Here is a 23,080-nt window from a genome sequence, read left to right as displayed (position 1 = left end):
GTCACAACAGTTGGTACAGACGGGTCATCAGGTGGTGCAGACGGGTCACAGCGACGGGCGAGTCACAGCGACGGGCGAGTCACAGCGACGGGCGAGCCATAGGGACGGGCGAGTCATAGGGACATACGGGCCGCAAAGGTCGTTCCGGGTCACGAGAAGAGCCGCCGCCAGGTCTCCGGACCCGGGTAGCCGTCCGCCGCCCCGCCCCGCCACCCCTGGGAGCGCTGGAAGGCCTCGACCGCCCGCCGGTCCGCCTCGCCCCAGCGCGGCCCCGGTCCGGTGGCGTAGAAAGCGCCGAACCCCTTCTCCACCAGCCGCTGCCCCAGCTGGGTGACGTACTTGTTCTCCGCCCCGGGACGGAACAGGTTCCGGCCGGGATAGCCGGGGACGCCGTGCGAGGCCGGCCGGCCGGCGGTGCCTGCCGCCACGGGTGTCTTGGCCGTTGCGCCCGCCGCGGCCGGGATGTTGTTGCCCTTCCCGGTCGTCAGCAGGTCCCAGGTGACCGGTCCGGGCAGGCCGTCGGCGGCCGTGCCGGTCCAGCCCTGGGCCTGCTGGAACGCCTGGGTCGCCCGTCGGTCCGACTCCGACCAGACCGGGCCCGGGCCCTTGGTGTAGTAGGACCCGGCACCGCGGGCGACCAGCATCCGGCCCAGCTGGGTGACGTAGTCGTTGTTCGCCCCGGGACCGAAGAACTCCGCTCCCGGGTACGGCACCGCCTTGGTGGTCCCGGCCGGTTCCGCACCAGCCGCGCTCTCGCTCACTCCCTTGTACCGGTAGGGGACGTACCGGTCGGAGTTGCTCCAGTAGGTGTAGGGGGTGGACTGGCGGCGGGCGTGCGGGGGTGTCTGTTCGTAGGCGGTGTAGTAGGTGTGGGTGTAGTCCGTCCAGCCGCCGAAGATCACGACGTGCGAGCCCTTCTCGGGGTTGTCGGGATTGTGGAACAGCAGGATGTCGCCGGGCTGGAGTTTCTCCTTGGAGACCTTCACCCCGTACTCGCCGAGGCTGCCCGTCCATTCGTTTCCCGGCAGCCCCCAGGCCATGGAGACATAGCCCGAGCAGTCCTGCCGGTAGCCGTCGGACCAGTAGTCCTCCATGCTGTACGGCACCTTCGCGGCGATCCAGGTCTTGGCCCGGTTGATGATGTCCGTACGGGTGGTCGCAGGCGCGTCGGCCGGGGAGACGGGCCCGGCTGGTTTCCCGCGGGGGCCGTGCAGCGGCGACCTGCCGCCCTGCGGGGTGTCGGACCCACCGTCCGCGGGGACGCCGGGCCGGTGGGGGGCGTGGGAGGCGGTGAGGGCGACGGCCGGATGGCCCGCGCCGACGGCGGCGGACGCGGCGGCGGCCACGACCAGGGCGCGCCGGGCGGCCGGGTGACCGCCGAAGCGGCCGGCGAGAGGATGCGGGCCCACCCGCCGCCAGTGGACGCATCCGGGGCAATCGCAGTCACTCACGGGATCGAATTCCTCGAAGGCCGGAGCCGCCATGCGATTCCCCTCACGTTCCTGGTTGAAATGTCCGCAACTGTGCACATTGCCTAGTTTCCCAACTGTCTTCCCGACGCGCATGTTGACGGTCCGAATGATGTACAGCGGCCCGAGCGCCCCCTCGGCATCACGGAGGGCCGGGGGCCCGGACCTCTCCATTGGTCGGGAGCACCCCTGGAGGTCAGGTAGAGTTCTTGTCGTCAGCACGCGCCGCTAGCTCAGTTGGTTAGAGCAGCTGACTCTTAATCAGCGGGTCCGGGGTTCGAGTCCCTGGCGGCGCACCGACCGGAAGGCCCCCTCGCCATCGCGAGGGGGCCTTCCGCATGGCTGGGCCATGGCCGGGTTCTTTCGTATGGCCGGAACCAGGGCCTCCTCCCGATTGGCCGGATACCCTCTGGCCATGGCAGCCCGAGACCTCCAGGAGCGGATCAAGAAGCTCATCGTCGACCGGCGACTGCCCTCCGGGGCCCCGCTGCCGACCGAGCCCGAGCTGATGGCGTTCCTCGGCGCGAGCCGGAACTCGGTGCGGGAGGCGCTGAAGGCGCTCCAGGCGATGGGCATCGTCGAGATCCGGCACGGCTTCGGCACATATGTCGGCCCGATGTCCCTCGCACCCATGATCGAGGGCCTCGCCTTCCGCACCGTCGCCGGGCACTACCGGGGCGAGGACTCCCTGCTCCAGTTGCTCGAACTGCGGGAGGCGGTGGAGAGCGGACTGGTCGCCCGGCTGGCCGGACGACTGCCGGAAACCGACCTGATTGAACTGGAAGGTCTTGTCGTCCGTATGGAACAGGAGGCCACCCAGGGAGCCGGCCTCGCCGAGACCGACCGAGCGTTTCACGCCACCCTCTACCGAGGGCTGGACAACGTGTTGCTGAGCGAGGTGCTGGAGGCGTTCTGGGACGCCTTCCACCGCGTCCAGCGGGATCTGCTGGACCTGCCGCAGGACCCGAGGGTCACCTGCCGCCAGCACCGGGAGATCCTGGACGCGGTCCGGTCCGGCGATTCCATACGTGCGGAGGAGGCCATAAGAGACCACTTCGGCAACATCCGTGCCCGCCTGTCAACGACCGACACGACTGATCCACAAGATCCCCACACGCGCCACAATGAACGCGTATGACCGGTAAACACCGCGTTTCGCATCTTGCGATCATGCTGAACGCCGTATGACCCTGGCTGTTCAAGCTGCGGCGATTTCGCGGCACTTGGGGGGTGGGTAAGCGGTTGCCAGGTCTGCGGGGAGAAGGGGCCCCGTTCATGAACGGATGCCGAGCGGGGCATCATGCAACCGGAGGGTCGCAGTCCATGTCTATAAGGTGTGGAGAGCGTGTGGCCCATTTGACGCGGCCGTGCGGGTCGAGGGGGACCTGACGCCCGATTGGAACCGACAGACACGCGGTGACCTGCGTGTGGGGGGATGACTCATGACGTCGACGCCTTCTGGCGCCCGGCGGGAATTCGACCCGTCACAGACCACCCAGCTGAGGATGCCTTCGCACCGGACGGGACAGTTCCGCCGGATAAAGAAGACCCTGCCGAGATACGACTATGAGCATTACAGCCGGCTGGCCGGCCCCCTCACCCAGCCGGATCCCAACAAGCCGTACAAGGTGCAGTACCGCTCCCTGCTCTCGCAGGAGCCGCACCGGGTACGAGCCGCGCTCATGCTGGGCGCGGCCCCGCTGCTCTCGCTGGTCCTGCTCGCCTGGCTGCTCCAGCCGGAGCACTGGACCGAACGGGACTACCCGGCCTACGACTTCCTGCCTGCCCTCGACATCGTCATGCTGGTCTCGATCGGACTGATCGAGTTCTTCCGCTGCATGAACGTGCTGTCGAACGCGCACGCCACCCTGGTCGCCCGCGACCCGGTCCCGGTCGTGCCCGAGACCGGCACCCGCGTCGCCTTCCTCACCTCCTTCGTGCCCGGCAAGGAGCCGCTGGAGATGGTGACGAAGACCCTGGAGGCGGCCGTGAGGCTGCGTCACCGGGGCCTGCTGCACGTCTGGTTGCTGGACGAGGGCGACGACCCGGCCGTCAAGGAGGTCTGTGCCCGGCTCGGCGTCCACCACTTCACCCGCAAGGGCGTCGCCCACTGGAACCAGCCCAAGGGCCCGCACCGCGCCAAGACCAAGCACGGCAACTACAACGCCTGGCTCGAGGCGCACGGCGACGAGTACGACTTCTTCGCCTCCGTCGACACCGACCATGTGCCGCTGCCCAACTACCTGGAGCGGATGCTCGGTTACTTCCGCGACCCGGACGTCGGCTTCGTCATCGGCCCGCAGGTGTACGGCAATTACGACACGTTCGTCACCAAGGCCGCCGAGTCGCAGCAGTTCCTCTTCCACGCGCTGATCCAGCGGGCCGGCAACCGCTACGGCGCCCCGATGTTCGTGGGCACCTCCAACGCCGTACGCATCAAGGCCATCAAGCAGATCGGCGGCCTGTACGACTCGATCACCGAGGACATGGCCACCGGCTTCGAGATGCACCGCGCCAAGAACCCCGCGACGGGCAGGAAGTGGCGCTCCGTGTACACGCCGGACGTGCTGGCCGTCGGTGAGGGCCCGAACGCCTGGACGGACTTCTTCACGCAGCAGATGCGCTGGTCGCGCGGGACGTACGAGACGATCCTCAAGCAGTACTGGAAGGGCTTTTTCTCGCTGCCGCCCGGCAAGCTCTTCAACTACACGATGATGATCATCTTCTACCCGATGTCCGCCCTCAACTGGATCCTGGCGGCGCTGAGTTGCGCGCTGTTCCTGGGCCTGGGTGCCTCGGGTGTGAACATCGACCCGACCGTGTGGCTGATGCTCTACGGCAACGCGTCCGCGCTGCAGATCGGCCTGTACATCTGGAACCGCCGCCACAACGTTTCGCCGCACGAGCCGGAGGGCTCCGGCGGTGTCGCGGGCATGGTGATGTCGGCGCTGTCGGCGCCGATCTACGCCCGGTCGCTGATGGACGCCGTGCTGCGCCGCAAGAGCAAGTTCGTGGTGACGCCCAAGGGTGACTCGGCCAGCCCCGACACGCTGTTCGGGACCTTCCGGATCCACTGGTTCTTCATCCTGGTCTTCGGTGGTTCGCTCGCCGCCGGCTTCGTGTACGGGCACTCCCACCCCGCGATGATCACCTGGGCGGCCTTCGCCATGCTGATCACCGCCTCTCCGATCTTCGCCTGGCGCTACGCGCTGCGCCAGGACAAGAAGAAGCCCGCCGATCCTGTGGTCACCGAGCCGCAGGACTCGGTTCCGCCCCCGGCCCCGGCGGCTCCGCCGCCGCACGCGCCGCACGCTCCGCAGCAACGGCCGAGCTGGGCCGCTTCGAGCGGGGGCAACGACCAGAACATGCAGATCGCACTCGGTGGACTTGGGGGACGTAAGGAATGAACGACAGTGCCGGTCGCCGCCGCGCCCGCAGACTTGCGATAGGCACGGCGGTGGTACTCGCGCTGGCCGGGATGAACGGTCCGTGGCTGTACCGCTTCGGAACCGAGCAGTACCACCAGTACAAGATCAACAGACCCGAGTACAAGGCCGAGAACGGCCACTGGGACATCATCGAGTTCCCCAAGGAGTACCGCCAGGACACCATTCACGCGGCGCTCCTGCACACGGGCAAGGTGCTGTTGATCGCGGGGTCGGGCAACAACCAGGACAACTTCAACGCGAAGAAGTTCGACACCCGCATCTGGGACCCGGTCAAGGGCACCATCAAGAAGGTGCCGACGCCCGCCGACCTGTTCTGCACCGGCCACACCCAGCTGGCCAACGGCAATCTGCTGATCGCCGGCGGCACCAGGCGGTACGAGAAGCTCAAGGGCGATGTCACCAAGGCCGGCGGCCTGATGGTGGTGCACAACGAGAACCCGGACAAGCCGATCACGCTGCCCGCGGGGACCAAGTTCACCGGCAAGGAGAACGGCAAGACCTTCGTGTCGAAGGACCCGGTCCTCGTGCCGCGCGCGAAGAAGGTCTTCGACCCGAAGACCGGCGCGTTCCTGCGCAACGACCCGGGTCTTGGCCGTATCTACGTCGAGGCGAAGCAGAGCGGCTCCAAGTACGAGACCGGCACCCAGGACAACTACCGGGTGCAGGGCCTGACCGGCGCCGACGCGCGCAACACGTACGGCATCGCGCAGAAGCTCGCCCTCGACAAGAAGGACTTCCAGGGGATCCGGGACGCCTACGAGTTCGACCCGGTCGCCGAGAAGTACATCAAGGTCGACCCGATGAACGAGGCCCGCTGGTACCCGACGCTCACCACCCTGAGCGACGGCAAGATCCTCAGTGTCTCCGGCCTCGACGACATCGGCCAGCTGGTCCCGGGCAAGAACGAGATCTTCGACCCGAAGACCAAGAAGTGGACGTACACGCCGAAGATCCGGCAGTTCCCGACCTACCCCGCACTGTTCCTGATGCAGAACGGGAAGATCTTCTACTCCGGCTCCAACGCGGGCTACGGCCCCGACAACGTGGGCCGCGACCCGGGCATCTGGGACGTGACCTCCAACAAGTTCAGCAAGCTGCCGGGGCTGAGCGACGCCAAGGAGATGGAGACGTCCGGGACCGTGCTGCTGCCTCCGGCGCAGAACGAGAAGTACATGGTCATCGGCGGCGGCGGCGTCGGTGAGTCCAAGCTGTCCAGCAACAAGACCCGGCTGATCGACCTGAAGTCACCGAACCCCAAGTTCGTGGACGGGCCGACGCTGGAGAAGGGCACGCGCTACCCGCAGTCCTCGGTCCTGCCCGACGACACCGTGCTGGTGTCGGGCGGCTCGGAGGACTACCGGGGTCGCGGCGACTCGAACATCCTGCAGGCACGGCTCTACCACCCGGACAGCAACAGCTTCACGCGGGTGGCCGACCCTCTGGTGGGCCGGAACTACCACTCCGGGTCGATCCTGCTGCCCGACGGGCGGATCATGTTCTTCGGGTCCGACTCGCTGTACGCGGACAAGGCCAACACCAAGCCGGGCAAGTTCGAGCAGCGCATCGAGATCTACACGCCGCCGTATCTGTACCGGGACTCACGGCCGTCCCTGTCGGGCGGACCGCAGACGATCGCCCGCGGCGCTTCGGGGACGTTCACCTCGCGGCACGCATCGACGATCAAGAAGGTCCGGCTGATCCGGCCGAGTGCCTCGACCCATGTGACGGACGTCGATCAGCGATCGGTCGCGCTGGACTTCAAGACGTCCGGGGACAAGATCACGGTGACCGTGCCGAAGAGCCGGAATCTGGTGCAGTCCGGCTGGTACATGCTGTTCGTCGATGACGATCAGGGGACGCCGTCCAAGGCGCAGTGGGTCAAGGTTCCCTAGTCGCAGTGCACTTGGGGGCGCCCTCCGGCCGGGAGGGCGCCCCCTTGGGTTACTTGCCTGCCAATTGCCGACTATTTGCTGGCTTTCGCAAGCTTGATCGCGTACGACGGCCACCAGGCTCCCGCCTTCGGGCCTCCCTTGCACTGGCCGTCGGACTCCCCCGGACGCTTGACCCACAGATACGCATCCACCAGCGGGTCCGCCGTCTTCGTCGTCGGGGCCTCTCCCAGCGCCCGGCCCGGCGGGTTGCACCAGCGCTCGTCCGGGTTGCCCCCCGTGTAGGGGCCGTTGCCGTTGCGGCTGGTGTCGATGACGAAGTGCTTGTTGCCGACCTTCGCCGACAGTTGCTTGCCGTAGGCGATGGAGTCCTGGGTGGAGTAGAAGTTGGAGACGTTGAGGGCGAAGCCGTCGGCCTGGTCGATGCCCGCCGACTGGAGGGGCTGGAAGATCTGGTCCGGGTGGCCCCAGCCCGCGTTCCCGGCGTCCAGGTACACCTTGGTGTTCTTGAGGGACTTCAGCTTGGCGATGGCACCCTTGAGGAGGTCGTAGCGTTCCTCGTGGAACTCGTCCGGGGTGCAGCCGTTCACCAGGTGCAGTATGGCGTCCGGCTCCAGGACGACCATCGCGGAGCGGTCGCCGATGCCCTTGGCCACGCCGTCGATCCAGGCCCGGTAGGCGTTGCCGTCGGCCGCGCCGCCCTGCGAGTACTGGCCGCAGTCGCGGTGCGGGATGTTGTAGAGGACGAGCAGCGCCGTGCGGTCGGACTTCTCGGCGGCCTCGGTGAAGCCCTGGGCCTCCTGCTCGGGGTTCTCCGGGCCGATCCACTCCCCCGTCGGCTGCTCGGCGATCTTTCTGATCTGCTCGGCGTCGTCCTTCTTGCCGTCCTTCTCGTAGGTGGCGACCTGCCGGGCCGCGTTGCCGTCCGGGTTCACCCAGAACGGGTCCGCGCCCTTGGGCTGTTGGGTGATCTTCGCACCCTGACCGGCGTCGTCCCCTCCGTCCCCGGAGGAGCATCCCGCGATCAGCAGTGCCGACCCGAGCACCACTGCGGCCGCCCTGCTGCCGTACATCCAACTCCCCCTTGGGTGCACCGTTCCAAGGCTCAATCGTGACATACCCGCCGTGCCGGTCACGAGATCGCATGGGGCTTGTCGGTGACCTGTTACAGCCCGGCGTGCCTGGAGCGGTTCGGCGGACGGGGCTCGGCGGGCGCGAAGAAGGGGGCGCCGTCCAGCAGGATTTGCGTCGCGCAGGCCAAGGGTGTGCCGTCGGGCCGTCCGTCGGCCCGGCGCAGTGTCACCTGCGGGGATGACGGAGAGCCACCGGGTTGGGACTTCACGTCAACTACCTCTAGGCCCAGGGGCGTCATCCGTTCTAGAGTCGTTCCATCCGGCCCCGGCCCCCGGCCGGATGTGCACCCACCGCGGTTTCCAGACCTCCCGCGCCGGTCGCCGGGTTACTCCCGCATCCCGCGCGAGCGCGGTCGAGGACCAGCCCGGTCGGCGGCTTCGGGGGGAGCGGGCCGCCGACCGGGCCAGGTGCCCAGTGCCTACGACCCCGTGCCGGTGAGATACGCCGACACCACCACGTTGGCCGTGTAGCGATGGGTCGTTCGGTCGAAGCTGCCGCCGCAGGTGATCAGCCGCAGCTCGGCGCGGCCCGCCTGGCGTGGCCCGTAGGCCTGCCGGGCGTCGAAGTCGTCGCGGGGCAGGACCTGTACGTCGTCCACGGTGAAGTCGGCGACCTTGCCGTCGGCGCGGACCACCCGGACCGTCTCGCCGGGCTGCATCGTGCTGATCTTGTAGAAGACGGCGGGCCGCGTCGTGGTGTCCACGTGCCCCACCATCAGCGCGGTGCCGGCCGCCCCGGGTTTGACCCCGGCCGCGTACCAGCCGACCACTCCCGGCTGGTCGAAGGGCGGCGGTTCGATCGCCCCCTGCCGGTCCAGGCCGCGGCCGACGACGGGCGCCTGCACGCCCAGTTCGGGGATGTCGATGCGCTGCGGCAGAGCGTCCCCCAACGGCTCGGCCGCGGGCGGGAGTTCCACCCCGGCCGGCCGGCCCACCGCGGCCACGTCGCCCGTTGCGGCACCGGATGTTCCCGGCGGTACGCCGGTCAGCTCGCGGCCCCACAGCCACAGGCCGAACAGCAGCACGGCCCAGGCCGCGCAGGTCACGAGCCGCCCGGTCCCGGTGGATCCCGCACCGTCGGACATGGTGACCGGCGCTTTCAGTCCGTCTCGCGGCTCCGGCGGGCACTGCGCAGCCCGACGGCGACCGCGGCGAGTCCGGCGAGGACGAGACCGACGACCGCGTGGGCGGTGCCCGGCCCGTCCGCGTGGGCGTCCACGGAGGCGAAGTGCGCGGTGCCGCCACCGCCCGCGTCGACGGGGGCGGCGGGCGAGGCGGCGCCGGAGGAGAGCGGGTCCGGCTGCGACGCGTTCTGCGACGACGTCCCGGCGACGGTGACCTTGCCGTTGACCACGGAGTCGGCGCAGGTGACCTTCACGTCGTACGAGCCGGGCTCGGCTGCGGAGCGGACCTGTGTCTCGCCGGCCAGCGCGCCGGCGACGCCGACCAGCCGTGCGTCGGACACGAACGCCGACGAGGCGGCGGTGCCGGTCGTCCCGCCGCAGCCGCTCACCCGCAGCGCCACGATGCCGCCGGGTGCCGGGGTCGACGGGGTCACGGAGACTCCGCCCTCCGCCGCGTGGGCCGTCGGAACGAGAGCGGTGGCGACCAGGAGTCCTGTACAGAGAGTGAGGCGTAGTGAGCCCATCGTGAAACCTCCAGATATCTGGAGACTCCCCCCACGGGCCCGCCGACGCATCCTCGAGGGGCCCTGCACTACTCCGAACGGGTTGGTCCGGGTTTCGGACCCGGGTCTCAGACCCGGTCGACCAGCTCCGCGATCGAGTCAACGACCTCGGACGGCCGGAACGGGAAGCGGTCGACCTCGTGCGGCTGGGTGACACCGGTCAGCACCAGGAAGGTCCGCATCCCGGCCTCCAGGCCCGCGAGGACATCCGTGTCCATGCGGTCGCCGATCATGGCCGAGGTCTCCGAGTGGGCGCCGATCGCGTTCAGCCCGGCCCGCATCATCAGCGGGTTGGGCTTGCCGACGAAGTACGGCTTCTTGCCGGTCGCCGCGGTGATCAGGGCGGCGACCGAGCCGGTGGCGGGCAGGTCGCCCTCGGCGGAGGGGCCGACGTTGTCGGGATTGGTGGCGATGAACCGGGCGCCGTCGTTGATCAGGCGTACGGCCTTGGTCAGGGCCTCGAAGGAGTAGGTGCGGGTCTCGCCGAGGATCACGAAGTCGGGATCGTGGTCGGTGAGGATGTAGCCGACGTCGTGCAGGGCCGTGGTCAGACCCGCCTCACCGATGACGTACGCGCTGCCGCCGGGCCGCTGGTCGTCCAGGAACTGGGCGGTGGCCAGCGCGGACGTCCAGATGTTCTCCTCCGGCACGTGCAGACCCATACGGCGCAGCCGGGCGTGCAGGTCGCGCGGGGTGTAGATGGAGTTGTTGGTGAGCACGAGGAACGGCCTGCCGGACTCACGCAGCTTCTTCAGGAAGGCGTCGGCACCGGGAATGGGTACACCCTCGTGGATGAGCACCCCGTCCATGTCGGTGAGCCACGACTCGATGGGCTTGCGGTCTGCCATGTCTTGCGTCTCCTGGCGTACGTACGGTCAGAGCTGGGGGCGCCGGAACCACGGCGTACCGACGCCCCCAGACTAGGGCTTGCCGCCGGTCTCACGTCGTCCGCCCGCGGGGCAGGCGGGAGACCGGCGGCAAGCCCTGAGTCAGCCCTGCGTGATAGCGACCCCGTCGATCACCCAGTACCAGTTGTTGCCGCCGGTGTAGCGGAAACGGACGCGGACCGTGGTGGCTCCGGCGGGGATCTGGAGAGTGACGTTTTCGGTTCGGGAGGAGACGTCGGCGCTGTAGGTGCGCACGGAGACGGGAGCGGCGCCGTCGTAGGAGACGAGGACCTCGCCCTTCTGCGGGGACTCCTGGCGGTAGTAGGTGGTGTAGCTGAGGGTGGCGGTGCGGCCGCCGGTGACCGGGTAGGCCGGGCTGACGAGCGTGGAGTCGAAGGTGCCGGTGAGGGCCTTGTCGTTCCACTCGTCGCCGTCGGCGACCGCGAACACGTTCCGGGCCCGGACGTTGCACTCGCGGTTCTGGTCCCGCTGGGCCTGGGTCCAGAACTCGTCCGTGGTGAAGGACCAGCCGCGCCACTCGGTGACCCCGCCGCTGCCCATCGCGGAGTTGTCGATGGACCAGCCGGCGGGCGGGGTGTGGGTGAAGCCCAGGATGCCCGCCGGGATGCCGGTCTCGTCGACCCGGGACTGCAGCCGGCCGCGCAGCGCGTCGAAGTCGTCGGGGGCCGGCTGCTGGACGGGGCGGCCGTCCAGGCTCCAGGCCGGGTCGATCGCGATGCCGAGATGGGCGAGCGCGGAGGCGGCGACGTCCGGCATCTTGACGTCGTACCGCACCGAACCGGCCGCCAGGGTGGGCCCGGTGGCGATCAGGAAGGTCTGGCGCTCCTGCAGGGTGGAGCCGCCGTGGCCACCGGCGTCGGTGTGGCCGTGGTCGGCGGTGACCATGATCAGCCAGTCCTCGGTGGCGTACGTCGCCCGGGACTTCACGGCGGCGACGATCTGGCCGACCTGGGCGTCGGCGCCGTGGACGGCGTCCAGGTACTGCTGGGACGCGGCGCCAGAGGTGTGGCCGGCGTGGTCGATGTTGTCGAGGTGTACGAACACCGCGTCCGGGTTGCCGTCGCGCAGCTGCGCGACCGCGCGGGAGGTGGTGCCGGTGTCGTACTCGCTGCTCGGGGTGGAGACCCGGGTGTCCACCTTCGCCGAGAACACCGTGTCGGTGATCGGTGCCCAGGAGGCGACGGCGTAGGTGTTCAGGGACGGCTTCGCGGTCTGGACGCGGGTGAGGAAGTCCGGGTACTGCGCGAACCGGGCGTCGGTGAAGCTGTTGTCCTTGACGTTGTGCTTGTCGGGCCAGACACCGGTGATGATCGTCGACCAGCCGGGGCCGGACAGCGTGGGCGCGAGCGGGTTGGCGTAGATGCTGCTGGGCGCGGTGAGCCCGGCGGCCATCAGGGCGTCGAGGTTCGGGGCGTCGGCGTCCTTGATGCGCTGGAGCAGGGCGCCGTCCAGGCCGATGACCAGGACCTTGGGAGTCTTGGCGGCCGCGCGGGCGGCGGCGGTGAGCGGGCCGGCGGTGGCGGCGACCGCGGCGGCGGAGACGAGGAAGGTGCGGCGGGACAGGGTGGGCACGGAGTCCTCCGGAGGAGAGGATGGGCGCACAAGAAGTGGTCATGACACCGCCCCAGGCGGTACCAGGGGCGGTGCTGAGCAGCCGACGGAGCGGGCAGCCCCCAGGGGCGCGGGGCGGTCTTTGATGTGCGGGCGGCGCCGCGCGGACGCGACCAGGCACGACGGCGGAGGCGAATACGTACGAGGGGGCAGAACCGGTTGGGCGGCTGAACCCCCAAAGGCTCAGCTGCCGGTGGCGGACTTCCAGTCCTCGACGTACGACGTGAGGTTCTTGTCGATGTCGTTCCAGTCCGGGCTGAAGATGTCGACGCCGCCCATCAGCTTGGCGAGCGCGACGGCGTTGGCGTCGGCGGCCTTGACGTCCGAGCGGGCGCTGAAGCCGCCGCCGATCTCACTGACCTGCTGCTGGGCCTTCTTGCTGAGCATGTAGTCGAGGAGCTTCTTGCCGTTCTCGCTGTGCGGAGCCTTGGTGACCAGGCCGGCCGCGTAGGGCAGGGCGAACGTGGTGGGCTTGCCGCCCTGCTTCGCCGGGAACCAGATGCCGAGGCCCGGCATGTCCTTGGACTGGGCGTAGTTCATCTGCACATCGCCGTTGGCGACCAGCAGTTCGCCCTTGTCGACCTTGGGGGCGAGCTTGCCGGTGGAGGCGGACGGGCCGACGTTGTTGGCCTGGAGCTTCTTCAGATAGGCCAGGGCCGCGTCCTTGCCGCCGAAGTCGTTCATCGCCTTGATCAGGACGGCCGTGCCGTCACCGGCGACACCGGGGGTGGAGTACTGGAGCTTGTTCTTGTACTTGCCGTCCAGCAGCTCGTCCCACGTCTTCGGCGCCTGCTTCAGCTCCTTCTTGTTGTAGACGAAGCCGAAGTAGTTGTTGACGACGGAGGTCCAGGTGCCGTCGGAGGACTTGTCGCCTCCGCCGACCATCACGGCGTCCTTCGGCTCGTACTTCTCCAGCAGCCCCTTGCTGTCCGCCTGCTGGATGAACGGCGGGAGGGTGACCAGCACGTCGGCCTGCGGGTTGCTCTTCTCGCGGAGGGCGCGCTGCACCATCTCGCCGGAGCCGCCCTCGACGTACTTGACCTTGATGCCGGTCTCCTTCTGGAAGTCCTTGAAGACCTGGTCGTACCAGCCGTCGCCGTTCTCGCCCTTGAGACCGTCGGCGCTGTAGACGGTGACGACCTTCTCGTCGGAGGCGGCCGAGGAACCGCCGCAGGCGGACAGCAGCGGGGTGGCGAGGAGGGAGAGGGCGATGGCGAGCTTGAGGGTGTTTCTGGGCATGGCGGGATGAACTCCTTGCGGCGAAAGGGGTTTTTGGGCGGGGTACTCAGGGGGTCAGCGGTAGGAGGCTTTGGTGCGGACGCGGGAGACGGCGAACAGGGCGAGCAGGGTCGACGCCATCAGGACCACGGCGACGGCGGAGCCGGTGAACAGGGCGCCGCGGTCGGTGGCCGCGTAGATGAGGACCGGAAGCGGGGTCCAGTCGGGCGGATAGAGCATCATCGTGGCGCTCAGCTCGCCCATGGACAGGGCGAAGCAGAGGCCGGCGGCGGCGGTGAGCGAGGGCAGCAGGAGCGGCAGCCGCACCCGCCACAGGACGTAAGCGGGCCGGGCGCCGAGAGAGGCGGCGGCCTGTTCGTAGGCCGGGTCGAGGCGGACGAGCGCGGCCGACACCGACTGGTAGGCGAAGGCGGTCACCAGGACCGTATGGGCGAGGATCACGATCCAGCGGGTGCCGTTGAGCAGGATCGGCGGCTGGGAGAACGCCACCAGGACCGACAGTCCCACCACCACCGACGGCACGGCGACCGGCAGCACGAACAGGGCGTCGAGGATCCGGCGGTGGCGCTTCTTCAGGGCGGCCCCGGCCAGCGCGGCCCAGGTCCCGACGGCCAGCGCGAGCAGACTCGCGGTGATGGCCGTGACCAGGCTGGTGGTCAGCGCCTGGAGGGCCTCGCCGCGGGTGGCGGTCCGGTAGTTGGCCGTCGTCGGGTCCGAGGGCAGGACGCCGGACCAGTGGGTGGCGAAGGAGGCGCCGAGGACGACGAGGAGGGGAAGGGCGAACAGGGGCAGGAAGAGGACGAGGAGCACCGCCCACACCGCCCACTTGGCCTTGCGGCTATGCACCAACACGACGGCTCACCACCCGGTAGAGGCCGTACAGCCCCACGGAGATCAGGACGTTGACGACGGCGACCACACACGCGCCCGGGTAGTCGGACTCCAGGATCGCCTTGCTGTAGACGAGCATCGGCAGGGTCGTGACCCCTTTCGCGCCGGTGAACAGCACGATCCCGAACTCGTTGAGGCACAGCACCAGAACGAGACTCCCGCCGGCCGCGAGCGCGGGCAGCGCCTCCGGCAGGATCACCCGCCGCACGATGCGGGGCGCACGGGCGCCGAGCGAACTCGCCGCCTCCAGCTGCGCGGTGTCGAGCTGCGAGAACGCGGCGAGCAGCGGCCGCATCACGAAGGGGGTGAAGTAGGTGACCTCCGCGAGCAGCACCCCCCAGGGCGTGGTCAGGAACTGGAAGGAACCGATGATGCCGGTTGTGCCGTAGATGAACAGCAGCGCCAGCGTGATGAGGAAGGACGGGAAGGACAGGTAAACGTCGATGAACCGCGCCACCGCCTTCGCCCCGGGGAACGGCACGAACGCGATGACCAGCGCCAGCAGAAACCCGAGGACCAGGCATCCGGCGGTGGAGGCCAGGGCCAGCCAGACGGTGGTCCACAGCGCATGCCGGAACCTCTCGGAGGCGAAGACGTCGGCGTAGGGCTGGAGAGAGGTGCTTCCGCTGTCCGGCTGGAAGGACTGCTTGAGGACGAGGCCCAGGGGATAGAGGAAGAACAGGGCGAGAAGGGCCACTGGGGGAAGGGCCCACACCAGCCGCGCCGCACGGGGGCGCGCGGCTCTGTTCGATCTGCGGCTGCCGCCGCCTGGGCGCGACCGGCCACGACCGACCCGCGGTTTCCGGACGGCCTCAGCCATGGCCCACCCCGGCGGGCAGCAACACCGCATCCTCGGAAGCGAAGTGCACGGTGACCTCGTCCCCGTACCCGGGCGGGTCCTTCAGTTCGCGGACGTCGGCCATGATCGCGTGCCCGTCCACCTCGACGTACAACCGGTGCGTGGCGCCCCGCCATTGGATGTCGCGGACGGTGCCGGTGAGCCGGTTGGGCCCGTCACCGAGGCCGACGAGGTGCGGCCGTACGCACAGGGTGGCCCGCGCGCCCGCGACCGCGTCCGCCGTGTCGACCTTCAGGTCGACTCCCCCGAAGCCGACGCCCCCGTAGCCGACGCTCACGGGCAGCAGGTTGGCGTTCCCGACGAAGGAAGCGGTGAACTCGTTCGCCGGAGCCCGGTACAGCTCCCGCGGGGTTCCGCAGGCTTGCAACCGCGCCTTGTCCATCACGGCAATCCGGTCGGCGAGCGTCAGCGCCTCGACCTGGTCATGGGTGACGTACAGCATCGACACATCCGGCAACTCCCGGTGCAGCCGGGCAAGTTCGGCCAGCATCCCGGACCGCAGCTGGGCGTCCAGCGCGGACAACGGCTCGTCCAGCAGCAGCACGTCCGGCCGGATGGCCAGCGCGCGGGCGATGGCGACGCGCTGCTGCTGGCCACCGGACAGCTCCCGCGGGAAGCGGCGGGCGTAGCCGGCCATACCGGTCATCTCCAGCGCCTCGGCGACCCGCGTCCGGATCTCGGCCTTGGCGACCTTGCGGGCCTTGAGCCCGAAGGCCACGTTGTCCTCGACCCGCATGTGCGGGAACAGTGCGTACTGCTGGACGACCATGCCGATGCCGCGCCGGTGGGGCGGCAGGTCCGTCACGTCCCGCTCGCCGAGGAAGACCCGCCCCGAGGCGGGCCGTACGAACCCGGCGACCGCCCGCAGCGCGGTGGTCTTGCCGGAACCGGACGGCCCGAGCAGGGCCATCACCTCGCCGGGCTCGACGGTGAGGTCGAGGGAGTCGAGGACGACGTTGCCGTCGTAGGCGACCGTGACGGAGTCGAAGCGGATGCCCATCAGCCGGCTCCCTTGAGGAGGGCGGGCAGGTCGGCGACCGAGTCGAGCACATGCGTGGCACCGGCGGCTCGGAACTCCGCGTCCCCGTGGGCTCCGGTGCGCACGCCGGCGACGAGGCCCGCCCCGGCGCGTACGCCGGTCAGCACGTCGTAGGAGGTGTCGCCGACGACGGCGACCTGCCGTACCTCGTCCGCCGCCCTTGTCCGGAGGAAGGCCTCCAGCACCATGTCGGGGAAGGGGCGTCCACGCCCGCCGGCGTCGGCCGGGCACAGGGTCAGCGGCACGAGGTCCCGCCAGCCGAGCGCGTCGAGGATGGCGTCCTGGGTGACGCGGGCGAATCCGGTGGTCAGGACGACGGTACGGCCTTCGGCGGCGAGTTCCTCGATGGCTTCGCGGGCGCCGGGGAGGGGGGCCACGAGGCCGCCGTCGACGAGGCCGCCGTATGCCTTCTCAAAGGCGGAGTTGGCGCGCTGGGCCAGGTCCTCGGTGCCGAAGAGGTGGCGGAAGACGGAGATCTTGGACTCGCCCATGGTGGCGCGGACGTAGGCCAGCTTCTCGGTGTGGTCGGCCGATCCGGGCTGAACGCCCAGTTCGGCGGCGGCGGCCTCGAAGGCCCGCTCGACCAGGCCGCCGTCGGCGACGGTGGTGCCGGCCATGTCGAGGACGACGAGCCGGATGTCGCGGGCGTCGCGGGTCTCGCGGATGTCTGTGGTCAACTTCCTCACCAGCCCAGTTCGTTCGCGGTGGTCTCGGCTATCGCGGGCGAGCAGGTCATGCCGCGCCCGCCGGGCCCGGTGACCAGCCACACCCCGTCGCTCACCTGCTGCCGGTGCACCACCCGGCTGGTGTCGGTGCACTGCGCGTACACGCCGGCCCAGCGGCGCCGGATCTTCGGGAGCGGCCGGCCGAGGAGGGATTCGACGACCTCGGTGAGGTGGTCGTAGGGGTCCTCGAGGGTGTCGAAGGCGAACGGGTGCTCGTACTCGTGCGTGTCGCCGATGGTCAGCCCGCCGTCGGCGCGCTGCACCATGAGCAGCTGCATCTTGTGCTCGGCGGCGGTCCGAGGCTGCTGCTGCCGGGCGTTGAGCTCGTCCAGGGCCGGGGAGGCGTAGGCGGGGTAGTAGCGGAAGCTGTCCGCGTCGGCGACCGAGGTGGTGAGCGCTTCGCCCAGCGGGTCGGTCTGCATCATCTGGAGCCGCACGCGGCGGACGGGCAGGTCGGGGCCCGTCAGCTCACGGACGAGCCCGCCCAGCCAGGCGCCGGTGCACAGCACGACCACGTCCGCGTGGTGCACATCGCCGTGGTCGTCGCGGACGGCACCCGCACCGACCACCTCCCGCACCTCGCGTCCCGGCAGGAAGGTGTAGTTCGGGGACTTCAACAGCTCGGCACGCAGGGCGAGCTGAGCGGTGCGCGGCTCGACGGCGGCGTCGCGCTCGCAGTACAGGGCAGCGGTGAAGTCACCGCGCAGGGCGGGGTTGAGGGCGCGTGCCTCGCCGGGGGTCAGCAGCTTGTAACCACGGGCGGCGGCGTCCGCACGTGCCACGGCGGCCTCGGCGACGGCAAGTTCGAGGGGGCCGCGCACGGGGGTCAGGGATCCGTTGGCCCGGAACCCGAGGCCGCGCACGCGCCCGCCCATCCCCTCCCACAACTCCCGGGCCCTGAGCGCGGTTTCGAGCTCTTCCCCGCCCGCGCGTCCACTGACCCAGATCTGCCCGAAGTTGCGCAGCGAGGCGCCGCGCGCCTCCGCTTCCCGCTCGATCTGCACGACCCGATGGCCGCGTTCCACTGCTTGCCAGGCGTGCATGGTGCCCACCACGCCGGCTCCGACGACTGTCACTCTCACGGCGGCAACGCTCCTCGCGATCGGGGAACCGGAAAGGTCCGGCTGACAACGAGAGCGTGAACGAGCCGTCACGTTTGGGCTAGACCCGTTATCTTTTCGTGATATTCACAGAGGGTGCCGTGCGGGTCGTTCTCAGCCCGTGAGGTGAGCCGTGAAGGAGAACCGGTCCCCTCGGTACAGGCCCCGCACCCGCTCCAGCGGCCGTCCCTCGGTGTCCCTGGAGACCCGGTGGATCAGCAGCATCGGCAGGGCGGGCGGGGTGCCGATCAGCAGGGCCTCGCGCGGGGTGGCGAGCACGGTCTCGATGCGCTCGTCGGCGTCGCCGAAGCCGATGCCCTGCTCCTGGAGGTAGAGGTAGAAGGAGGAGTCGGGCTCGAAGTCGGTGTCGAGGCGCGGGACGCGGGAGACGGCGACGTATGTGCTCTCCAGGCCGACCCGCTCGTCGTCGGCGAGCAGCACACGCTCCAGGTGCCACACGGGTTCGCCGCGGGTGATGCCGATCTCGGCGGCGAGCGCCTCCGGGCAGGGGAAGCGGTCGAGGCCGACGAGGTGACGACCGGGCCGGCGCCCCTGCCGCCGCACGCCTTCCGTGTAGCTGGCGAGGGACAGCGGCTGCTCCAGCTTGGGCCCGGCGACGACGGTCCCCCGGCCCTGCCGTCTGAGCCGCCCCTCCAGCACCAGCTCGCGCACGGCCTGCCGCACGGTCTCGCGGGCGACGTCGTACCGCTCGGAGAGGTCGCGCTCGGTGGGGATGAGGCTGCCCTCCCCCAGTTCCTCCAGGAGGGCGGCGATCCGCGCCTTCACTGCGTAGTACTTGGGGATGCGCCCGTGCTCGGGGATGCCGGAGCGGACGGGGGCGCCGGGGGCCTGGTCGTTCGGGTAGTCCACGGGAGGGATCGTCGCAGACGGGGTGACCGGCGGTGATCGCGGACCCCCGCACCCGGGCGGCTCAGCGCCGCCTGCGTGCCATCAGATACGCGCCCCCGCCGAAGGCCAGCAGGACGGAGGCACCGGCGAGAGCACCGTGCCCGGCTCCGAGCCCGGTCCGCGCAAGCTCCCAGGCCCGCGCACCGGCGCCGCCATCGGCCCGGATGTCGTCCCTGTCCCCGCCCCCTCCTCCGTCTCCTCCGTCTCCTTCATCCCCGCCGTCTCCACTGCCTCCGCTCTCCTCGACCACCGGGGTCTGCTCCGGCTCCTTGGTCGGCGTGGATTCCTCGGCGGTGGGGACCGGGGTGCCCGAGCCGCTGGGTGCGGCGGACCGGGGAGTCGCGGTGGGGGTGGGCCCGGGTTCGACGCCGATCCCGAACCGGTAGTCGTTGGACTGCCCGATCCAGTCCCCGTCCTGGTTGTGGCGCTGTACGAGGGCCGCGTTGGCGGTGACCTCGTTCGTCACGGCGTCGGAGGTGAGGGAGAGCCGGACCTTGACGGAGACGGTCTTGCCGGGACCCACGGTGAACCCGGGGAAGCCGTCCGCGTCGAACACGCCGACCAGCTCGTTCTGGTCGGTGGTCTCGAAGCGGACGCTCCGGGCCGTCGTACCGTCGTAGAACTCCAGCTTGGGCTGCGAGGCCTTGAGGGCACGTTTGTCGTCGACGAGCACGACGACGGGGTGTACGGCGGCGCAGGTCTGGCGGGTGGCGTTGGTCAGGTCGATGTACCAGGTGCCGTACCCGCCCCCGGCCTCGTAGGAGGTGGGACCGTCATGGATCCGGCTGGCGAGCGGAAAGCGCTGGTCGTCGGCGCCCGCGCAGGGGGCAGCGGACTCCGCCCACGCGACCTCCGACGGCAGGGGGGCGAGCACGGCGGCTGCGGCGAGGCAGAGGGACAGAGGCGTGCACAGTCGCATGAACACATAACCATCCCGGGCAGGGCGGCAGATGTACGGCGCCATCCCGGGCGGCCACCTCGAACGGCGGCGCGGATCCGCCCGATCGGCGCAGACGCGTTCGCCCGGCAGGCACAGACACACACGCCCTGCGGACACGGACACATACGCCCGGCAGGCTCAGACGCGCACGCCCTCAAGGGCCAGACACACACGCCCTGCGGACACGGACACATACGCCCGGCAGGCTCAGGCGCCCACGGCCTCAAGGGCCAGACGCGCACACCCTGCGGACACGGACACATACGCCCGGCAGGCTCAGACGCGCACGCCCTCAAGGGCCAGACACACACACCCTGCGGACACGGACACATACGCCCGGCAGGCTCAGACGCGCACGCCCTCAAGGGCCAGACACGCACACCCCGAAGACACGGACACGTACGACCTGAAAGCAACCGCGCCGCCGCCTGCGGCAGACCTCAGCCGTCGGCCCGCCCGAACACCGGCGCCAGCATCAGCTGGGCCGCCCCCTCCGCCACCCCGCCGGAGGCGACCCGCACGGGAACCGCCCCGCCGAGCGCCCCCTCCCGCCGAGCGCGCTCCGCCAGCACCCTGGCGACGCCCCGCACAAAGACCTCCGGCGCCGCGGCGACCGTACGACCGCCGAGAAGCACCTGATCGATGTCGAGCAGCCCGACGAGATTCGCCGCCCCCGCCCCCAGCACCCGGGCCGCCTCCGCCACGTCCCCCCGCCTCACGGCCGCCAGGCACAGCGCCTCGATGCACCCGCGCCCCCCGCACCCGCACACCGGACCGTCGAGCTGGATGACCTGGTGCCCGAACTCACCCGCCCCGGTCCGCGCCCCCCGGTGCACGCTCCCGCCGATCACCAGACCGGCACCGAGCCCCGTGCCGAGATGCAGATAGGCGAACGAGCCGCCCTCGCCCGCGACGGCCAGCCCGAGCGCCGCCGCGTTGGTGTCCTTGTCGACCACGACGGGAATCCCGAGCCGCCCGGCCAGCGCGTCCCGCAACGCGAAGCCGTCCCACTCCGGGAAGCCGGTGACGCGATGCAGAACCCCGTTGGTGTGGTCGAGTGGACCGGGAGAGGCGACGCCCACCCCCAGGAGGGACGCCCTCGCCCCGGACACCAGCCCCTCCACCTCCCGTGCCGCGGCCTCGACCACCGGCTCCGCCCCGGCCCCGAAGTCCAGGCCGGTCCGGACCTCGCCGACCACCGCCCCGGTGAGATCGCAGAGCACCGCCCGCAGCTCGTCGCGGTCCAGCTGCACCCCCACCGCGTGCCCCGCTTCCGGCACCAGCCGCAGCACGGTCCGCGGCTTGCCTCCGGTGGACGCCCGCCGCCCCGCTTCCGCCGCGAACCCCTCCTCCCGCAGCCGCGCCGTGATCTTGCTGACGGCCTGCGGGGTGAGCCCGGTCCGCTCGGCGAGCTCGAGCCGGCTGATGCCCTCCGCACCGGCCGTACGCAGTAGATCCAGCACCAGCGCGGTGTTGTGACTGCGTACGGCGAGCAGATTCGCCCCCGTCGGGCCGCTGCCGCTCTTCGTCCTGTTCACGCCACCCATTCTCCCCTCCACTTGCACTTTGGCAACAGCGTTGCGAAAGTGGGACGCATGACTGCTGGTACACCCCTCCGAGTGGGCCTGGTCGGTTACGGCCTCGCGGGTTCCGTCTTCCACGCCCCACTGATCGCCGCCACCGAGGGCCTCGCCCTCGACACGGTGGTCACCTCGAACCCCGAGCGGCAGGAGCAGGCCCGCGCCGAGTTCCCGGACGTCCGGCTCGCCACCGCCCCGGACGAGCTGCTCGACCGCGCCGACGAGCTGGACCTGATCGTCATCGCGTCCCCGAACAAGACGCACGTCCCGCTCGCCACCGCCGCCCTGAAGGCGGGCCTCCCGGTCGTGGTGGACAAGCCGATCGCGGGCACGGCCGCCGAGGCCCGTGGTCTCGCCGCACTCGCCGAGGAGCGCGGCCTGCTGCTGTCGGTCTTCCAGAACCGCCGCTGGGACAACGACTTCCTGACCCTCCGCCGGCTGATCAGCCACGGCGAGCTCGGTGACGTATGGCGGTTCGAGTCCCGGTTCGAGCGGTGGCGGCCGCAGCCCAAGGGCGGCTGGCGCGAGTCCGGCGACCCCGCAGAGATCGGAGGTCTGCTCTACGACCTCGGCAGCCATGTCGTCGACCAGGCCCTGGTCCTGTTCGGCCCCGCCACGCAGGTGTACGCCGAGACCGACGTCCGCCGCCCGGGCGCGGAGACCGACGACGACACCTTCATCGCCGTCACCCACACGAGCGGTGTCCGCTCCCACCTCTACGTCTCCGCCACGACCGCCCAACTCGGCCCTCGCTTCCGGGTTCTCGGCTCGCGCGCGGGCTATGTGAAGTACGGTCTGGACCCCCAGGAGGCGGCGCTGCGGGAGGGGCTGCGGCCCGGCCCGCAGTGGGGCGCGGAGCCCGAGTCGCTGTGGGGCCGGCTCGGCGCCGGCGAGTCCCCGCTGACCGGCGGCGGCGATCCCGTGCCGACCCTGCCCGGCGACTACCCCGCCTACTACGCGGCCGTGGCCGCGGCCCTCACCGGCGCCGGCCCCAACCCGGTGACCGCGCTGGAGGCGGCCGCCGCCCTCGACGTGCTGGAGGCGGCCCTGCGTTCCGCCCGTGACGGTGTGGCGGTGACCCTCTGATGCACCACCCGAAGATCGCCCCGAAGTTCACCCCCGAGATCACCCCGTCCGTCGAGGAGCTGGAGACCCAGGAACGGCGCTTGGTCTTCCCGCAGTTCACCCACGACGACGCCTGGGCCCTCGGCTCCCTCCTCGTCGAACTGGCCCGCGAGCGCCAGGCCCCCGTGGCCATCGACATCCACCGCTCCGGCCAGCAGCTCTTCCACGCGGCGCTGCCCGGCTCCACCCCCGACAACGACGCCTGGATCGCCCGCAAGCGCCGGGTGGTGGAGCGCTACGGCGCCTCCTCCTACCTCGTCGGCGCCCGCTTCCGGGCCAAGGGCACGACGTTCGAGGAGTCCTCCCGCCTCGACCCCGACACGTACGCGGCCCACGGCGGGTCGTTCCCGGTCAACGTGGAGAACGTGGGCATCATCGGTGCGGTCACCGTCTCCGGTCTGCCCCAACTCCAGGACCACCGCTTCGTGGTGGAGGCGCTGGAGCAGTTCCTGGGCCGGCCGTCGCAGTAGTCACCGGCGGGATTAACCCGAGGCTCCCTCCGGTTGGCACCGTCCATACACCTGACA

General features: G+C 70.3%; 20 protein-coding genes and 1 tRNA gene. 6 read left to right on the top strand and 15 right to left on the bottom strand.

Going from position 1 to position 23,080, the window contains the following annotated elements:
* Positions 1-149 precede the first annotated feature (149 nt).
* Positions 150-1,484 carry a peptidoglycan-binding protein gene (locus Q8A52_RS20495; protein ID WP_316754113.1) on the bottom strand — a complete coding sequence of 445 codons (1,335 nt, stop codon included), beginning with the start codon at positions 1,482-1,484 and terminating at the stop codon, positions 150-152.
* Between the two features lie 207 nt (positions 1,485-1,691).
* Here Q8A52_RS20495 and Q8A52_RS20490 point away from each other — a divergent pair.
* From Q8A52_RS20490 to glxA, 4 genes are all read left to right on the top strand, one after another.
* Positions 1,692-1,765 (top strand) — tRNA-Lys (locus tag Q8A52_RS20490).
* Between the two features lie 119 nt (positions 1,766-1,884).
* Positions 1,885-2,607 (top strand): FadR/GntR family transcriptional regulator, encoded by a 723-nt coding sequence (locus Q8A52_RS20485; protein WP_316754112.1) that lies wholly within the window; start codon positions 1,885-1,887, stop codon positions 2,605-2,607.
* Between the two features lie 304 nt (positions 2,608-2,911).
* A complete protein-coding gene (locus Q8A52_RS20480; protein ID WP_316754111.1) occupies positions 2,912-4,876 on the top strand; it encodes a glycosyltransferase family 2 protein in 1,965 nt (654 codons plus the stop codon).
* Positions 4,873-6,810, top strand: coding sequence for a radical copper oxidase GlxA (gene glxA, locus Q8A52_RS20475; RefSeq protein ID WP_316754110.1), 1,938 nt, complete (start codon positions 4,873-4,875; stop codon positions 6,808-6,810). Before Q8A52_RS20480 ends, glxA begins: the two co-directional genes overlap by 4 nt.
* 71 nt (positions 6,811-6,881) lie before the next feature.
* On the opposite strand, the gene Q8A52_RS20470 is transcribed toward glxA, so the two are convergent.
* From Q8A52_RS20470 to Q8A52_RS20405, 14 genes are all read right to left on the bottom strand, one after another.
* Positions 6,882-7,880 (bottom strand): glycoside hydrolase family 6 protein, encoded by a 999-nt coding sequence (locus Q8A52_RS20470; protein WP_316754109.1) that lies wholly within the window; start codon positions 7,878-7,880, stop codon positions 6,882-6,884.
* Between the two features lie 479 nt (positions 7,881-8,359).
* On the bottom strand, positions 8,360-9,025 hold the full coding sequence (locus Q8A52_RS20465; RefSeq protein ID WP_316754108.1) for a class F sortase: 666 nt from the start codon (positions 9,023-9,025) through the stop codon (positions 8,360-8,362).
* A 14-nt stretch (positions 9,026-9,039) separates the two neighbouring features.
* On the bottom strand, positions 9,040-9,588 hold the full coding sequence (locus Q8A52_RS20460) for a hypothetical protein (protein ID WP_316754107.1): 549 nt from the start codon (positions 9,586-9,588) through the stop codon (positions 9,040-9,042).
* Positions 9,589-9,695: 107 nt separating this feature from the next.
* Positions 9,696-10,475, bottom strand: coding sequence for an HAD-IIA family hydrolase (locus Q8A52_RS20455; RefSeq protein ID WP_316754106.1), 780 nt, complete (start codon positions 10,473-10,475; stop codon positions 9,696-9,698).
* Positions 10,476-10,616: 141 nt separating this feature from the next.
* Positions 10,617-12,107, bottom strand: a complete 1,491-nt coding sequence (locus Q8A52_RS20450) for an alkaline phosphatase family protein (RefSeq protein ID WP_316754105.1) — start codon at positions 12,105-12,107, stop codon at positions 10,617-10,619.
* Between the two features lie 222 nt (positions 12,108-12,329).
* The gene (locus tag Q8A52_RS20445; RefSeq protein ID WP_316754104.1) at positions 12,330-13,385 is read right to left on the bottom strand and encodes a 2-aminoethylphosphonate ABC transporter substrate-binding protein; all 1,056 of its coding nucleotides are present in this window, start codon (positions 13,383-13,385) and stop codon (positions 12,330-12,332) included.
* A gap of 54 nt (positions 13,386-13,439) precedes the next feature.
* Positions 13,440-14,237, bottom strand: coding sequence for an ABC transporter permease (locus Q8A52_RS20440; protein WP_316754103.1), 798 nt, complete (start codon positions 14,235-14,237; stop codon positions 13,440-13,442).
* Positions 14,224-14,973: a 2-aminoethylphosphonate ABC transporter permease subunit gene (locus Q8A52_RS20435; RefSeq protein WP_408649224.1), complete on the bottom strand. Its 750-nt coding sequence runs from the start codon at positions 14,971-14,973 to the stop codon at positions 14,224-14,226. The genes Q8A52_RS20440 and Q8A52_RS20435 overlap by 14 nt, the downstream gene beginning before the upstream one ends.
* A gap of 115 nt (positions 14,974-15,088) precedes the next feature.
* On the bottom strand, positions 15,089-16,135 hold the full coding sequence (locus tag Q8A52_RS20430; RefSeq protein WP_316754101.1) for an ABC transporter ATP-binding protein: 1,047 nt from the start codon (positions 16,133-16,135) through the stop codon (positions 15,089-15,091).
* Positions 16,135-16,851, bottom strand: coding sequence for a phosphonatase-like hydrolase (locus tag Q8A52_RS20425; protein ID WP_408649223.1), 717 nt, complete (start codon positions 16,849-16,851; stop codon positions 16,135-16,137). The genes Q8A52_RS20430 and Q8A52_RS20425 overlap by 1 nt, the downstream gene beginning before the upstream one ends.
* Positions 16,852-16,856: 5 nt before the next feature.
* Positions 16,857-17,981 (bottom strand): TIGR03364 family FAD-dependent oxidoreductase, encoded by a 1,125-nt coding sequence (locus Q8A52_RS20420; protein ID WP_316754100.1) that lies wholly within the window; start codon positions 17,979-17,981, stop codon positions 16,857-16,859.
* A gap of 132 nt (positions 17,982-18,113) precedes the next feature.
* A complete protein-coding gene (locus tag Q8A52_RS20415; protein WP_316754099.1) occupies positions 18,114-18,869 on the bottom strand; it encodes a GntR family transcriptional regulator in 756 nt (251 codons plus the stop codon).
* A 61-nt stretch (positions 18,870-18,930) separates the two neighbouring features.
* Positions 18,931-19,827, bottom strand: coding sequence for a hypothetical protein (locus Q8A52_RS20410; RefSeq protein ID WP_316754098.1), 897 nt, complete (start codon positions 19,825-19,827; stop codon positions 18,931-18,933).
* Between the two features lie 461 nt (positions 19,828-20,288).
* Positions 20,289-21,395, bottom strand: a complete 1,107-nt coding sequence (locus Q8A52_RS20405; RefSeq protein ID WP_408649222.1) for an ROK family transcriptional regulator — start codon at positions 21,393-21,395, stop codon at positions 20,289-20,291.
* Between the two features lie 48 nt (positions 21,396-21,443).
* Here Q8A52_RS20405 and Q8A52_RS20400 point away from each other — a divergent pair, with 48 nt between their 5' ends.
* Entirely contained in the window at positions 21,444-22,514 is a 1,071-nt protein-coding gene (locus Q8A52_RS20400) for a Gfo/Idh/MocA family protein (RefSeq protein ID WP_316754096.1), read from the top strand.
* The gene (locus Q8A52_RS20395; RefSeq protein ID WP_316754095.1) at positions 22,514-23,023 is read left to right on the top strand and encodes a heme-degrading domain-containing protein; all 510 of its coding nucleotides are present in this window, start codon (positions 22,514-22,516) and stop codon (positions 23,021-23,023) included. The genes Q8A52_RS20400 and Q8A52_RS20395 overlap by 1 nt, the downstream gene beginning before the upstream one ends.
* Positions 23,024-23,080 lie beyond the last annotated feature (57 nt).

The organism is Streptomyces herbicida, from assembly GCF_032656585.1.
Taxonomy (GTDB): domain Bacteria; phylum Actinomycetota; class Actinomycetes; order Streptomycetales; family Streptomycetaceae; genus Streptomyces; species Streptomyces herbicida.
This window is presented reverse-complemented; position numbering and strand designations above follow the sequence as displayed.